Origin of the sequence: Photobacterium makurazakiensis (assembly GCF_050336715.1) — a bacterium.
GTDB classification, from domain to species: Bacteria; Pseudomonadota; Gammaproteobacteria; order Enterobacterales; family Vibrionaceae; genus Photobacterium; species Photobacterium makurazakiensis.
This window is the reverse complement of record NZ_JAKJSJ010000056.1, coordinates 32,763-48,333: the sequence shown is the minus strand read 5'-3', so window position 1 is coordinate 48,333 and position 15,571 is coordinate 32,763. Positions and strand designations below refer to the sequence as shown.

Here is a 15,571-nt window from a genome sequence, read left to right as displayed (position 1 = left end):
GATATAAATTGGGCCCTCACAAATCCCATGGCCACCATAGTTTTCGTACCGCTTCAGGTAGTTGAACTGTTACTTTTTTCTGGCCAAATTCGAGCTTTTTCTCGTATCGATAAAGCTCAACCTCTTGCTCGTTATTTGATGTCAATGCAACTTCAAAAGTAGCATTTTGAGCAACACGACTATCAATAGAAAGCGTAATATTTGCCGTAGTTAGTCCTGAATTAACATCCAATACACTCGGTAAAATTTTCACTTGCTGTATTGCAACAGGCCCCGTTTCTCGTAAAGTTACGCCTCCCCATATTCCACCAGAGTTTTGATCTTGTCCGCGTTCTGACCATGCACCACCAGGACGAGTATCATGATGGTTTAGAACACCTTTTATCAGTGTTTTATTCAATGACCAATCTTTAGTTAATGGCTCGTTAGGGCTATTAACCCATACGTTCAAGTCATTTATTCCTTCATTAATAACATTGCTAACTTCGGTGTTTAATGGAATAAAGTAGCCACTTCCTTTTTTCAACAATTTGCCATTTACAATCACAGCAGATTCATAATCTACAGCATCAAGCTGAAGCCAATATCGCGATTGGGCGCCTATATCAGCAATAGAAAATGTACGGCTATAATAACCTACACCCGAATGTTCAATACCTGATGAATTCCAATTTCCAGGTACAGTGACATCATGAATGTCAGAACTTCCTTGTTCTTCATCAATTATCTCAAGTCGCCATGTTCCATCTAAAGACTGAGAATTAATATTCCATTCATTCTTAGGGGAATTTAACGCACAAGAAGATAATGAGAATAACGTCAATAATAGTATTATTCTCATGCTTTCCTCTTAAAATCACCTAGCTTTCAGCTCGCTTTAAAAATTTAAACGTATTTTTTTTCCCAGAGCTTATATATTCAAGGTCATCCGTTAATTGGACAACAATAATAAAACCTCGGCCAGATGTCGTCCAAGTTTCAGGATCATCAGGGTCAGGTTCTATAAACTCACCTTTAACTGCCCGACTAAACTCCTCTCGCGACATAGATTGACCATAGTCTGATACTTCAATAACAAGTTCGCTGTCTGCATTGAAAAAACAAGAGAACTCAATTGGGCACTCGTCAGAATATTGATAAGCGTGTTCATAGGCATTGTTCACAACTTCAACTAGACACAACTCGACTTGATCAATGACATCTTGAGATACATTATTTTCATGTAAATAACGCTGCATATCTTCAGCAATCAAGCGTGATACTTCTGCTGAAGTACTGTACTGCTTGCTAAAACGTTCAGTTATAACTTCCATCAGGCAGCCCCTGTCTATTTAGTTAATATTTTTTCCTCGATACTCGCAGGTGTGGAAGAAACATAAGCAGGTATGCTTCCAATCGAACCGACCACAGGTTGTACTTGACGCCGATCTTTCAGCATATGCACCGCATTAAGTTCAGCTAATGATTGCGTAAAGCCATCATGACTAATAAAGTAATCACCAAAAACCGTTTTATGATCAACGTAAGCTGTAGAAGCAATGTGTATGTAATCGCTGACTAGGCTTTGCTTAACAACAGCACCCGCTTCAACTTTACAGTTCGCACCGATAACAACAGGGCCTTCAATCACAGCACCATTTTGAATTTCGGAACCGCTACTGATAATGACGGGCGGTGTTACATCGCATTGGTTATAATCAAATACGGTATTGATACCAACCCAAATGCCAGGCTTAACCTGTGTACCTGGAATTGGATACCCCGGCACTTTTCCATGCAGGATTTCACTGGTTACCGTCCAGATATCACTGATGTTACCAACATCAAGCCATTGAAAATCCATACTTGTAGCAAAGAAATTAATGCCTTCGTCGACCAGAAGTGGGAACAGTTCACTACCAATATCATATTCTTGACCGGCTGGAATAAAGTCAAAAATAGCAGGTTCGAAAATATAGATACCCGTATTGATTTGCGTTGACAGTGCATCTTCTTTTGCTGGTTTTTCTTGAAAACTGGTTACTTTCCCGTGGGAATCTGTTACTACAACGCCATATTTACTGACTTCATCAATATCTACATCACGAGTAACAATCGTTGCAATACCCCCCCGTTCTTTATGGCGGCGTACTGCTTCCGTAAGATCTAAATCTATCCAGGCATCACCACAAACAACCACAAATGTTTCATCGAAAAAGCCTGAAAAATCTTGGATCTTTCGCATTCCACCCGCAGAACCAAGCGCTTTACTAACAAATTTCCCATCAACCATTTCACCTTCATACGAATATGAAAGCTGAACGTTAAAGTGATGACCATCGCTAAAATAATTTTCAATCACTTCAGCCAGGTGGCTTGTATTCACAACAATTTTATCAACCCCATGAGAAGCAAAAAGCTGGATCATCGACTCCATGACAGGTTTGCCTAAAATTGGGATCATCGGCTTAGGTATTGTATGGGTGATTGGTTTAACCCGTGTTCCTTTCCCTGCCGCAAGGATCATTCCTTTCATCAAATACTCCTTTACGCGACTGTAGCAACTGCGTCTTCAATAGAGTCAAAGCTTGTAATTAACTTATCCATACGTGTTAATTTAAGTAGCTCTTTAACTGCACGTTGTGGGTTAACTACGCTGATTTTCTTACCTCGAAGCATCTTATAGACGGCCATTACTGCGCCTAATCCACTGCTATCCATAAAACGGACTTCAGATAGATCCATAACTAAATGTGTACCGATTGAATCAGCTAACTGCTCAAGTTCACTACGAAAACTCGGTGCAAGCTTGGCATCAAAACGATCTTCTTTTATTTGAAGAATTGTGCATTGACCTTTGTTGATAATCTCGTATTGCATGGTTTTTCCCCTTCTGGATAACCGATCCACTCTACAACAAGCACACTGACGTCATCGTCAAATTGGTCAGCTTGCTGCCAGTCTTTCACTCTATTTACAAGCAATTCCGTTTGCACGGCTGTTGGGTGATCTTTTAGTTCAACTACCGCGTTTTTAAATCCATCTTCTGAAAACTGCGTCGTTCCTTTTTCTGCTTCCGTTATACCATCTGAATAAATCCAAATTTTATCGCCAGGCTCAAGCTGTACATATGCGCTTTCATATTCAACAAAATCAAACGCCCCTACCACGAAGCTATCTTGACCTATAAATTCAGCATTACTGTCTTTACCATGCAGCCACACTAATGGTGGATGACCTGCAATTGAAAACGACATCTTTCCTGTTTTCACATTTAAGATGGCATAGGCCATCGTGAAGTAGAGTAAGTTTTGATCATCGCTCAAATACAGATCATTAAGCTGTTTTAGTACTTCATGAGGTTCGTTCAACCGATAATAAGGAGGCTCGGAAGTTGCTGACTTTACAATTGAACCTTTATCAGAATTAATAGCTATGCTTTGTTGAACAGAGAAAGACATTAAAGCCGATGAAACCCCATGGCCAGCAACATCCAATAAATAAAAACCGACATTATCTTCATCTAACTGCATGTAACCCAACATGTCACCACCGATTTGCGCACTCGGAATTGACACATAACTTAATTCGACCCCGGAAAGCTTTTTCTCTGACGGCAATAAGCGCTTCAGCATATCTCCCGCAGACTCTAAATCTTTTTTCATAGTGGCGTAAGCACTATCAAGTTGGTTATTCTTATTCGTTATTTCATTATGAAGTTCTAAGGTCCTGAATCCGGCTTTTATTCTGGCAACAAGTTCATCCACATGGGTATCTTTAACAACAAAGTCATCAGCTCCAGCATTAATGCCGCTAATAATCGACTGCTGATCATCTTTACCAGACAACAAAACAAAAAATAAATAGCGAGAGTAATCGGCGGATTTCACACGATGGCAAAGTTCTATGCCGTCCATTTCAGGCATCATCCAATCACTTAATACGAATTGAATGTCAGGCCTTTCATCTAGAATTTTGAGTGCTTGTGCACCATCGATTGCGGTGGTGATCTCATACCCTCTTTTGGAAAGTACCTTTTCCATAAAGAGCAGCATTGTTCTGTTATCATCAACTAACAGGATATTCTTCATGCTGAAACACCCTTTCGCTTATATTTATAACAAATATTCATCATGTTACATACAAACTATCATTCCGTCAGTCCATATACAACAACGTCCTTATACTCAAGAGTCTAGTAAGTTTTACACATAGTCACAAAAAAATAGGCTTTTTTTGTTTACGCCGTCAAAAAAACAACAGATAAACAATGTATTAGTTATATTGCTCATCAATTAACAGTTGTAAACTAGCTAAGTTATTGCTACTAAATGGTAGATGCATATGTCATTTTACTTTTGAAGAATTCACATTTATCAAAAGCTTATATTATTGATGGATTTGTAAATTATTTGTGACCAATATTATCTTGTTAARTATTGGATCTTAGGCCTTAGCTCACCAATCATCATCCGATAGATGCCATTAATAGGGACGTTAATGTAAATGCTTTTCCGGCGATGTTTTTCTCTCACTCTTTTAATTTCTGTCTCTTGCGGGGCGAGTGAGTATTTAACTGAGTCGCGTAAGCACGCGCCTGATCCACAGTCACCTAACCTTACCGAGCCTACAAAAATTCGCTCTATCGCCAACGAAGAGAAAGAGGAAACAGAAGCTGATTTAATTTGGAAAGGCGTATCCAGTTCTTTTTCTCTGCCTTTTGAAGAATGGGCAGAAAAAGAAGACCCTACTTTTCTTGATGGGCTAAGTGGTAACCTTGGTCTTGGTTACCCGCTGCTTGAAACTGCTGCGGCTAATATTCCTGCAAACGCAACCAACGGGCCGACAAATAACAACATAACAGCGACTTTGTCACTCAAGTACACAATTTTAGGTAACTGGTTTGTTTCGGGTACGCTCTATTATTATTACGATGCCGATCAGCAGCAACCTTGGAATCCTGATTTTACTTACGTGTTTGGTTACAGTGATTGGCGTCCTTATACCTTCAGTTTAATGTATGCGAATTATGGCGGTAACCGCTTTAACGCTACTGACGATCAGCCTGTCACTAATTTCAACCAAGGCACTTGGTCCCTCGGATGGAAGTTCCCTGTTGTAGAGCCTGTAGTAGATTGGCTTTCATTCACAGATGAAGGGGCTATTGGTTGCCAAATCGATTACAACTACACGCCAGAGTTCTTTGATCTTGCAACAACGTCCTACATGAAGGGCCACCAAACACTCAGCTTGGGTTGTAAATATTCCATTATTGGGAATTGGTACGTGAACGGTACCGCTTTTTACTATTTTGACAGCAATCAAAAACAACCGTGGAACCCTGACTTCACCTATGGTTTTGGCTATTTTGACTGGCACCCAGGTACGATTACTATTCAGTACAATAACTACTCTGGAAACCGTTGGCATCCATCAGAACGCGGTGAAGGTACCGGACGATTTAAAGATGGTGCTATTACCATTGCTTACTCCTTTACATTCTAACTAATTTATCAGTATCTAGTTCTCCCCCCTCAATTCCTTTGGTTTTGTCATTTTGTTATGCATTTTGCAAAAATCCATATAGTAATGCCTATTATTCCGTCTATTCTTGTTTTTAGTGCCATTATAAATTTAGTTGCATATTTTAGCTGTAAGAAAAAGTTTAAAATTTATTCAATGGAAACAGATAGGTAGAAATTTACAGCTAAATAGTTTCAGAGCTTTTATATATTGGGCACATTTTGTGCGTCATAAATACTAGACATAAATCGGATGCTAACACCAAGCGAGGTTCAATATGGAAGGAACGAAATATAACGACAAAGTCACTGGCACTGACAACGACGATAGCATTGATGTGCTTTCAGGCAGTGATGAAGTTGAAGCAAAAGGTGGTGATGACTTCGTTGTTGGTGGTGAAGGCAGCGATAAATTAGACGGTAACGAAGGTAACGACACTATTTTTGGTGACGTACAATATGGCGAAGAACCACCTGCCGAACCGGCTCCAGACGATAATTGGGGTAATGCCCAATCAGTATACGAATACACCGCCCCAGCAGAAGACGCTGAAGAGGTCACCCACAGTGTACGGCTAGGCAACTACTTAGTGGATAACACTGGTTCAATCAATGCAAAATTCACCACCACCAATGCATATGACGCCGTCTTTATTGAGTTAGTTGATTCTAGTGGCACTGTCATTGATACCGTACCTGCAACGGTCGAAGAAGATGGCACACTTTCTCTCGATTACACCTATACCAATGAACAATTTAGTGGTGACGAACTAATCTCATTTAATTTTACCGACAACGATGGGAACCCGATTACTGATATTGACTCAGCCGAAGTTATTGCCAATAACATCTACGATGACACCATCTCCGGCGGTGAGGGTGACGACATTATCTTTGGTCAACAAGGGTCAGATACCATCTTTGGGGGGGAAGGCAACGACTTCCTCGATGGCGATATTAACGACGATACCTTACATGGAGGTGAGGGCGACGACACACTGGTTGGCGGTAGTGGCGACGATATTCTTCACGGTGATGATGGCGCAGACACACTATTAGGCAGTGATGGTAACGACACTCTATACGGCGGCGCCGGTGATGACCTGCTATTGGGTGAGCTAGGTGATGACGTTATTTACGGTGGTACTGGCGCTGATGTGCTCATTGGGGATGATGGTAATGACATACTGTCCGGTGATGCAGGTAACGATAAGCTCTTTGGTGGACTAGGCAACGACATCGCTTCTGGTGGCGAAGGAAATGATGAGATTCACGGCGATGCTGGCCATGATCAAATCACCGGTGGCGCAGGTGAAGACTTCATCATGGGCGGTGATGGCAACGACACCATTGATGGCGGTGCCGACAATGACCTCGTACTTGGTGGTGATGGAAACGACATTGTACTAGGTGGCGAAGGCAACGATCTAGTGTTTGGTGAAGTCGGAGACGACATTGTTGATGGTGGCGCAGGTGATGATGAAGTTTATGGTGGCGTCGGCAATGACCAATTAACTGGTGGCGCAGGCCATGACACCCTCTTCGGTGGCGAAGGCAACGATACACTTGATGGCGGCGAAGGTAACGATAGCCTTCATGCCAATGAGGGAGACGACACTATTAACGCTGGCGCGGGTGATGACTTCATCTATGCAGGCGACGGAAACGACACAATCGATGCTGGTGCCGGTAACGATACTATCTTCGGTGAGACGGGTAACAATACCATTACGGCTGGAACAGGCGACGATACCGTCTATACCGACTTTGGTGATGACACCATTGATACCGGTGACGGTGAAGATACCGTTTATGCTGGCGATGGTAATAATCAGATCAATACAGGCGCTGATAACGACACGGTTTATAGTGAATCTGGTAACGACAATATCACCTTAGGTGAAGGTGATAATATTGCCTACGCAGGTGATGGTGATAATACCGTCACTGCAGGCTCCGGTGACGACCAAATATTCTCAGGTTCAGGAGTCGATGACATTCAATCGGGTGCTGGCAATGACCAAGTATTTACTGGCGCTGGAAATGACACAATCAATGCAGGCACTGGTAACGATAAAGTCTACGCAGGTGAAGGCGATGATCTGATTGAAGGCGTTTCAGGCAATAACGAACTATTTGGTGAAGATGGTAACGACACCATTAATGCTGGGGCTAATGCCTCTACCCTCTACGGTGGTCAGGGTGAAGATACCCTAACCGGCTCCGATGAAAACGACTACCTCCACGGTGGTGCAGACAATGACATCCTTATTGGTAACCAAGGTAACGATACCCTCGAAGGCGCAGCTGGTGATGACACCCTAAGTGGCGGCGAAGGTAATGATATTCTGTTAGCTGGTACTGGTGACGATGAGGTTACGGGTGGTACAGGTAACGATATTCTTGTGGGTGGCACAGGTGACGATAAGCTTTATGGAGAGCAAGGTGATGACATCCTTGCTGGCGGTGCCGGTAACGACCTTCTTGACGGCGGAACTGGTATTTCAGAGCTTTACGGCGACAGCGGCGATGACACCTTACTCAGTGGTGATGAAAGTGACCAACTAAGTGGCGGTACAGGAAACGACACCATTACATCGAATGCAGGTGACGATACCATTTATGCTGGTGAAGGTAACGATACCATTGATTCAGGGACAGGGAACGATACTGTATTTGGTGATGCAGGGCAAAATACCATTACGACGGGTGAAGGCGATGACAACGTCTACGGCGGTATTGACGAAGATACAATTAGCTCTGGTACAGGTAACGATACCGTACTAGCAGGAGATGGTAGCGACATCGTTGATACAGGTGCTGGCAACGATTATGTCGAAGCCGGAAGCGGTGATGATACCATCACTGCGGGAGAAGGTAACGACGTCATACTTGGCGATGCTGGTGATGATGTAATCTCTGGTGGTGCCGGCGAAGATGTGCTTATCGGGGGGACAGGTAATGATACTCTCGACGGCGGAACAGGCGTCTCCCAGCTCTACGGTGAGGATGGTAACGACACCCTTATCAGTGGTGATGAAGACGATATTCTTGGTGGTGGTTCTGGTGACGATACCATTACCGCCAATGCTGGTAACGATACAGTTTATGCCGGTGCTGGCGACGATAACATCAATACCGGAGCGGGTGATGATACCGTTTACGGTGAATCTGGTGCGAACCTAATCGACACGGGTACTGGCAACGATACGGTGTACGGCGGTATCAATGCCGATACAATCTCGACTGGTGAAGGTGACGACCAAGTATTTTCAGGCGACGGCGCCGATAACATTTCAACTGGTGCTGGTGTCGACCACATTGATGCAGGTGCAGGCAACGATACGATAGACGCTGGCGATGGTGATGATGCCGTATTCGCTGGTGCTGGTAATGACACTATCATTGGCGGTGCTGGTGCCGACTACCTCGCAGGTGGTGAGGGTAATGATTTAATTACTGATGATGGCACTGACACCGTACTCGGGGAAGGTGGTGACGATACGTTAATTGCTGCATCTGGCGGTAGCCATCAAATTTATGGTGGTGACGGCGATGACACCATCATTGGCAGTGATGCCGCCGATACACTTTATGGCGGTGGCGACAACGATACGATTACCGCAGGCGAAGGTAACAATATCCTGTACGCTGGTGACGGTAATGACACCATTACGGCAGGTGCTGGTGACGATATTGTCTACGGTGAAGCTGGTAACAATACGATTGACCTTGGCGACGGTACCAACACCCTTTATGGCGGCTCAGGCAAAGATACAGTAACCGCAGGCAGTGGCGACGATGCCCTATATGGTGCTGGCGGCAATGATAACCTTGATGGCGGCGCGGGGAACGATCTTCTAGAAGGTGGAGATGGTAACGACACCTTAGCAGGCTCAGAAGGTGATGATATCTTGGTGGGTGGTGACGGTAACGATACGATTACCGGAGGTGTCGGCAGTGATAAACTCTTTGCCGGATCGGGTGATGATACTCTTTCTGGTGGTGATGGTGACGATGAACTACACGGCACATCTGGCACCAATACCCTTGATGGAGGGGCCGGCGCAGATACGATTTATGGTGGTACTGACTCAGATACCGTCGATGGCGGCACTGGTGACGATAAAATCGAAACCTTCGCAGGCAGTGACAATATTCAGGGTAATGAAGGTAACGACACCATTGATGCTGGTGAAGGTGACAACATCATAGATGGTGGTGAGGGTGACGACATCATTGTTGCGGGAGACGGAAATAACACCGTTAACGAACTTAGTGGTGGCGATGACTCTATCACTCTTGGTGATGGTAACAACACCGTTCAGTCGGGTGATGGCAGCGATACCATTACTACAGGCGCAGGTCATGATGTTATAGACAGTGGTGACGACAGCGACACAATTAAAGCTGGAGACGGCCATAACCAAATCACATCAGGCCTAGGTAACGACAGCGTTACTGCTGGCAGTGGTAATGACTTAATCGACACTGGCGAAGGAAACGATAGTATTTCCGCGGGTGATGGTGACAACATCATTACAAGTGGTGAAGGTAACGACTCTATCACAGCAGGCGATGGCCAAGATTACATCGACGGCGGTGATGGTAATGACAATATCAATGCTGGTGACGGTAACAATACGGTAATTGGCGGTTTAGGCAATGATACTATTACGACCGGTGGCGGGGCTGATAACTTAGAAGGTGGAGAAGGCAACGACACCCTTAAAGCAGGTAGTGGTGACGATGTTGTTAAAGGCGGTGTTGGCGCTGACAAACTATACGGGCAATCAGGCAACGATAACCTCGAAGGTGGCGCTGATAATGACTCCTTGTATGGTGGCTCTGGTGATGACTTGCTTCTTGGTGAAGAAGGTAACGATCTCATCAAAGGTGAAAGCGGTAACGATACCCTCTATGGTGGTGAAGGCAGCGATACCCTGAAAGGCGGTGGTAATAACGACACCTTGTTTGGCGAAACGGGCGACGACAAACTTTACGGCGATGGTGGTAACGATACTCTGTTCGGCGCTGAAGGTAATGACCGTCTCGATGGTGGTTCTGGTAATGACACATTAAGCGGCGCCGACGGTGACGATACCCTCTACGGTGGCAATAATGACGATAACCTAGATGGTGGCATCGGTAATGATAGTCTTGATGGCGGATCAGGCAACGACCTTGTGTTTGGCCAGGAAGGTAATGATACCCTTACAGGTGGTGCTGGTGTTGACCAACTCTATGCAGGCAGTGGTAACGATATCTTAGTCTTTGATACTGAAGATATTGCTGCCACAGATGGTTCAACGGTTCATTTCAGTGGCGGTGAAGGGTTTGACCGACTTGAAATCGGCAATGATGCTGATGGTCAAATCATTGATATGACTGCCACCGCATTCCAAGAGCTTGAAGCCGTTGTGGTCAATGCCACAGATGCCGAGCTCAAAGTCGGACTGGATAAAATCCTTGCCAATAACACCGCCGAAGACAGTAATGGACAATTTGTTTGTACCGGTGCAGGTAAGCTTGATCTTGAAGGATTCGGTTGGCAGATGGCACAAGACGCGCCCGAAATGTCCACTGAACTGCGCGAGGCCTACGAAGCCAGCAGCATAGACACTGCTTCACTGCAGGGTTATACCTTTACGAACAATGATGGAAATGAAGTGACTGTTTGGAGTGATAATAATTCCGACGACATTAGCTTCAATGGTACTGACATCGTCTAACCTGAGCGAATACCGGATTTACCTAAAACAAAGCCCAGATAAAATCTGGGCTTTATTATGTCCTTTACGCAAAAACTAAAAATGACCTCGTTTACCCCATTAAAATACACCTACCCTTCAGTTTCGCATTTTAGTCGGTTAAGCACAGTTTTCTATTCTGAGCACTAATTAAACTATCATTTGAAATAACATAGAAATAAAAGTCATCTTCCATTTCATATTTTTGAATAAAAGTTCGAATATTATTCAATACACTTTTGGCTTCGTTATAGCGGTATAAGTAGTCTTTATCACACTCATTGACGACATCGAGATCTACGCGAAGCTGATTAAATTGTCCCATTAATTCATTTACGCGTTCTTCGTTTTGTGCTTCAAGTGCTGACATTGCATAGAGCTTATCAAATTCGGCACGCTTTTTTTCCCACTCATTCACATCCGAAATTTTTGAACTAATTTCTTCTTCTTGCTTCTGTATTTGCGTAAGTTGAGATTTCAGTAAATCCTCTGAATCAGCCAGTGCTTTTCTTTCTGCGGCCAATTCTTTATTTAAGTCACTCTGGTAATTCTTTTGTAATACATACACCTGATTAGACTTTTTCTTTAATGCTTGCTTGGTTCTTTTTAACTCATCTTCCAATAATGCAATTTCACTATTCTGATCAACCAAGTGCAAACTGCTAGCACTGACTTCTTGTTTTAGTGATGTGTAATCATCATCAAGTGCAATGAGCCTTTCATCTAACTCATCAATCACCAATTGTTGCTCTTGCATCTGCACTCTTTTTGATGCAATTGCGGCTTCATGTGCATAATTTTGCCAAAGCAGAAGTCCTGTTTGTACAACTACAACCACAGCGACTCCAGCACAAATTAATTGTGCCCTTTTTACAGGTAGTGTCATTACACCGTTAATAGATTCAACCGGGGCTACCGATTTTTGGTGTTGCCGACGCTGCTTTCTTTTTGCTGACATTGAATGCTCTCCTTGCTATTACTGCGCCGATTTCAGCCTGACTTTGCTACTGCATTTAGGACAGAAGTACGAGTTTTTATGAATAGATTGATGGCATTTAGGGCACTCAATGTGTTTTCTATCTTTACTTAAATACATCAACAAAGCCCCGATAGGCCCTAAAACATACCCCAATAACACACCAGCAACCAGACTCCCCTTTTGATAGCCCAATGCAACAGAAATACAAAAAAAGAAAAGGTAAAAGCAAAACCAAAATAAGATATTAAATTCCATTTTATATATTCCTTACTACGATTCCCTAAAAGCACGATAGGTTGAGTTAAACAAAGGTGCGGTAAAGTAATCCCACAAGGTCTGCTTTTCTAACAATATAAACACTTCTGTTGGCATACCTGGGTAGAGTTCAATATTCCCAAGTGCCGCAACCTCATCCGCACTGAGCCTAATCTTTACGAGATAGCCAGTAGGTTTATCTTGTGATGTCGTTTGAAGCCGATCTGCAGCGACATAAATCACCTCGCCATTAACAGGTGGTGTACGTTTCACATTATATGCACTTAAACGTACCTTTGCTTCTAGTCCATCGTGAACAACATCGATATCTTCAGGCTTAACTAAAGCCTCTACAATTAATTCATCGCTATCTGGCACAATTTCTAAAATGACATCGCCCGCATTAATTACGCCACCCACGCTGTGCACATTCAAACCAACAACCGTGCCGGTATGCTCACTACGTATCGTCACCCTAGCCCGTACATCTTGTGCTGCTTTGAGTGATTGATTAACATCGCGCCACTCTTTTTCAACAGCGGCCAGTTCACTTGCTAGCTGCTGCTCTTGCTCCACCCTCTCCGTTTTATGCTCTTGCTCTAACGCATTTAGCTGCCCATTCAATACTTCTGAATCAGCACTCAACTCCGCAGCCTGTGCTTCAATCCCTGCTTGGTGACGTTGTAGTTCCAACATCCGTGTTTTAGATACAAAACCTTTCTCTAATAATCCAGAGGTCATCGTTATTTCTTGGGTTACCAAATCCAACTGACGATTAATGGCCTTAAGCTGAAAGCGTGCCCCTCTTAGCTGCTCATTAAGCAGCATCTTACGTTGTTTAAACTGGCCATTCCGTAAGTCTTGCCTCAATACATATTGCTGAAACTGTAGCTGCTGAGTATTAATAATATTATTTACCTCCGCACTATCTACATTTTCATTTTCTATTGCTCTCAGTACTGACCAATCAACTTTTTTTGCCCCATTTAGCTCACTGTCCAATCGGTTATGCTGAGCTTGTAATGATGCAGTTCGTAATAGTAACCTGCGGTAATCTGATTCAGCTTTACTGTTTGCCAATTCAACTAGCACATCACCCGTTTTTACATGCTGCCCTTCTTCAACATAGATCCCCTTAACCCAACCACCTTGCAAGTGCTGAACTTTTTTACGCTGAGATTCTACAACTAACGTACCTTGTGCAATCGAGGCCGAGCTTAACTCTGCCGTTAACGCCCACACAAAAAAACCACCAACAGTGAAAACAATAAAGAAACACCCAAACACAATGATGTTACGAGTACTAAAGCGAGACTTATCCATGCTTAGCTCCTACAGGTGTTGATGTTTTGTGAGGCTTTTCTGCGCCTTTTATAGGAGCGTTAGTGTTTCCTAATGCATCCACTTCAGACATAGAGCCAAGGAATTTATCGCATGTGCCTGCTTTTTCAATCTTGCCCTCTTTTAAGACAACGACCCAATCCATTTGACGTAAAAAGCCAGGCCGGTGACTGATCATCACCACCGTAATTTTATTTTCTTTACAATATTGCAGCACAATCGCCAAAGCGACCTCGCCTTCTGGGTCTAAGTTAGAATTAGGCTCATCAAGCACTAATAGACTCGGGTTAGAAAATATAGCACGTGCCAACCCTATTCGTTGCTTCTGCCCACCAGAAAGCTGCACTCCACCTTCGCCCAAATAAGTATCGTAGCCCTGAGGTAAAGAAATGATTAGCTCATGAATACATGCCAACCTTGCCGCATGGATAATTTCTTCAGCAGGCGAACCAGAGAAACGACAAATATTTTCAGCCACCGTACCGGCTAACAAACCAACTTCTTGTGGTAAGTAACCAATGTATTTACCAAACTGTTCTTCTGGCCATAGATTTATTGCCGCACCGTCAATCTTAATAGCCCCCATGCTTGGCTTATGAATCCCCATAATTAATGAGGCTAAGGTTGACTTGCCTGATCCGCTGTTGCCCATAATGGCTAACGCATTTCCAGCCCCCAATTTAAAACTAATATTTTGCAATACGGGTTGGCTATGGCTATTAAAACGTAACCCAACATTATGTAGTAATAGCTCACCTCTTGGTTCTGGCAATTCCGTTTGAGGTTCTGACAGTTGACTATCATCGTAAACACGTAACCGCCGGTAGGCTTGATAAGCACTGAACCATGTTTTCCAGCCGCTTACAGCCTGTTCGAAGGGGGATAACACCCGTGCCATAATAATTGAGCTGGCGATAATTGCCCCCGCTCCCAATTCGTTCTGAAGAACAAGTACAACCCCAACAGTAAGAATACCGGCTTGCAGTAATGACCTAAAATATCGACTAATTGCTAGCAACTGCCCTGTTTTCGCATTCAGCTTCCACTGCAAATCTAATAAGCGAAAATTACGCTTATTCCACAAAGCACCGACGCTATCAGCCATTCCCATAGCACGAAGTGTTGGGGCGTTACGTAGGAAATCATTAAGCTCCATACTTGTTTTCATACCAAGTTTTTGAGCTTCTTCTGTCGGCTTACGTACGGTCAACATCATAAAACATGCAAGCACACAAAAAATCATGCTTCCTATCAACGCCACAATGCCAATATAAGGGTGCAAAATGAATAAAATCGCGAGGAAAAGCGGCACCCATGGAATGTCAAAAATAGCGGATGTCGATGGTGAAACTAAAAACTGACGTAATTCAGTTAAATCTTGGAGCCCTTGCTTTTCTATCCGGTTCAATTTCGACGAGCGTCGTATGCTGTCAGCCAACAAATGGGAACTTAACGAAACGTCCAACTTTAGCCCAGAGCGCTGTAGCAGTAATGTCCTCACATGTTCAATAACAGCCTGAGCAGTCAATAAACCAGCCGCAACAACAAATAATGCAATCAATGTATCTAAACTAGAGCTGCCCAATACACGATCAAACAGCTGCAAACTATAGATAGGCAAAGTCAATACCAGTAAATTGACTGCCAAGCTGAAGACGGCAACAAATGCCAAATCCCTTTTACATGCCTGCATCGCATGGCTTAATGTTTCCTTCAGCAACGTCGCCTCCAATAAGCTACAAGTG

At 43.6% G+C, this 15,571-nt stretch carries 10 protein-coding genes; 2 read left to right on the top strand and 8 right to left on the bottom strand.

The genetic code is table 11. The features are described from left to right. Positions 1-16: 16 nt before the first annotated feature. The 5 genes from L4D09_RS22190 to L4D09_RS22170 are packed head-to-tail and all read right to left on the bottom strand — an operon-like array spanning position 17 to position 4,070. Positions 17-841: a glycosyl hydrolase 2 galactose-binding domain-containing protein gene (locus L4D09_RS22190; protein ID WP_428459712.1), complete on the bottom strand. Its 825-nt coding sequence runs from the start codon at positions 839-841 to the stop codon at positions 17-19. A 19-nt stretch (positions 842-860) separates the two neighbouring features. Next, complete coding sequence (locus tag L4D09_RS22185) at positions 861-1,313, bottom strand: ATP-binding protein (RefSeq protein WP_428459711.1); 453 nt, start codon at positions 1,311-1,313, stop codon at positions 861-863. 14 nt (positions 1,314-1,327) lie between these two features. Beyond that, entirely contained in the window at positions 1,328-2,515 is a 1,188-nt protein-coding gene (locus L4D09_RS22180) for a nucleotidyltransferase family protein (RefSeq protein ID WP_428459710.1), read from the bottom strand. 11 nt (positions 2,516-2,526) lie between these two features. Further along, entirely contained in the window at positions 2,527-2,859 is a 333-nt protein-coding gene (locus L4D09_RS22175) for an STAS domain-containing protein (protein ID WP_428459709.1), read from the bottom strand. Continuing rightward, positions 2,811-4,070, bottom strand: a complete 1,260-nt coding sequence (locus L4D09_RS22170; RefSeq protein WP_428459708.1) for a PP2C family protein-serine/threonine phosphatase — start codon at positions 4,068-4,070, stop codon at positions 2,811-2,813. Before L4D09_RS22170 ends, L4D09_RS22175 begins: the two co-directional genes overlap by 49 nt. A 415-nt stretch (positions 4,071-4,485) precedes the next feature. Between L4D09_RS22170 and L4D09_RS22165 the strand changes: the two genes are divergently transcribed. Continuing rightward, positions 4,486-5,484 (top strand): hypothetical protein, encoded by a 999-nt coding sequence (locus tag L4D09_RS22165; RefSeq protein WP_428459707.1) that lies wholly within the window; start codon positions 4,486-4,488, stop codon positions 5,482-5,484. A gap of 295 nt (positions 5,485-5,779) precedes the next feature. Continuing rightward, complete coding sequence (locus tag L4D09_RS22160) at positions 5,780-11,233, top strand: beta strand repeat-containing protein (protein ID WP_428459706.1); 5,454 nt, start codon at positions 5,780-5,782, stop codon at positions 11,231-11,233. Between the two features lie 130 nt (positions 11,234-11,363). Here the strand turns inward: L4D09_RS22160 and L4D09_RS22155 are convergent, their stop codons facing one another. The 3 genes from L4D09_RS22155 to L4D09_RS22145 all read right to left on the bottom strand — a co-directional run bounded on the left by L4D09_RS22155 (position 11,364) and on the right by L4D09_RS22145 (position 15,546). Further along, complete coding sequence (locus L4D09_RS22155) at positions 11,364-12,209, bottom strand: hypothetical protein (protein WP_428459705.1); 846 nt, start codon at positions 12,207-12,209, stop codon at positions 11,364-11,366. A gap of 291 nt (positions 12,210-12,500) precedes the next feature. Beyond that, on the bottom strand, positions 12,501-13,808 hold the full coding sequence (locus L4D09_RS22150) for an HlyD family type I secretion periplasmic adaptor subunit (RefSeq protein ID WP_428459704.1): 1,308 nt from the start codon (positions 13,806-13,808) through the stop codon (positions 12,501-12,503). Continuing rightward, positions 13,801-15,546, bottom strand: a complete 1,746-nt coding sequence (locus tag L4D09_RS22145; RefSeq protein ID WP_428459703.1) for a type I secretion system permease/ATPase — start codon at positions 15,544-15,546, stop codon at positions 13,801-13,803. The genes L4D09_RS22150 and L4D09_RS22145 overlap by 8 nt, the downstream gene beginning before the upstream one ends. Between the last annotated feature and the right edge of the window lie 25 nt (positions 15,547-15,571).

Coding starts and splice junctions, on each gene's coding strand:
- L4D09_RS22190 (WP_428459712.1), bottom strand. CDS start 841: ATGAGAATAATACTATTATTGACGTTATTCTCATTATCTTCTTGTGCG.
- L4D09_RS22185 (WP_428459711.1), bottom strand. CDS start 1,313: ATGGAAGTTATAACTGAACGTTTTAGCAAGCAGTACAGTACTTCAGCA.
- L4D09_RS22180 (WP_428459710.1), bottom strand. CDS start 2,515: ATGAAAGGAATGATCCTTGCGGCAGGGAAAGGAACACGGGTTAAACCA.
- L4D09_RS22175 (WP_428459709.1), bottom strand. CDS start 2,859: ATGCAATACGAGATTATCAACAAAGGTCAATGCACAATTCTTCAAATA.
- L4D09_RS22170 (WP_428459708.1), bottom strand. CDS start 4,070: ATGAAGAATATCCTGTTAGTTGATGATAACAGAACAATGCTGCTCTTT.
- L4D09_RS22165 (WP_428459707.1), top strand. CDS start 4,486: ATGCTTTTCCGGCGATGTTTTTCTCTCACTCTTTTAATTTCTGTCTCT.
- L4D09_RS22160 (WP_428459706.1), top strand. CDS start 5,780: ATGGAAGGAACGAAATATAACGACAAAGTCACTGGCACTGACAACGAC.
- L4D09_RS22155 (WP_428459705.1), bottom strand. CDS start 12,209: ATGTCAGCAAAAAGAAAGCAGCGTCGGCAACACCAAAAATCGGTAGCC.
- L4D09_RS22150 (WP_428459704.1), bottom strand. CDS start 13,808: ATGGATAAGTCTCGCTTTAGTACTCGTAACATCATTGTGTTTGGGTGT.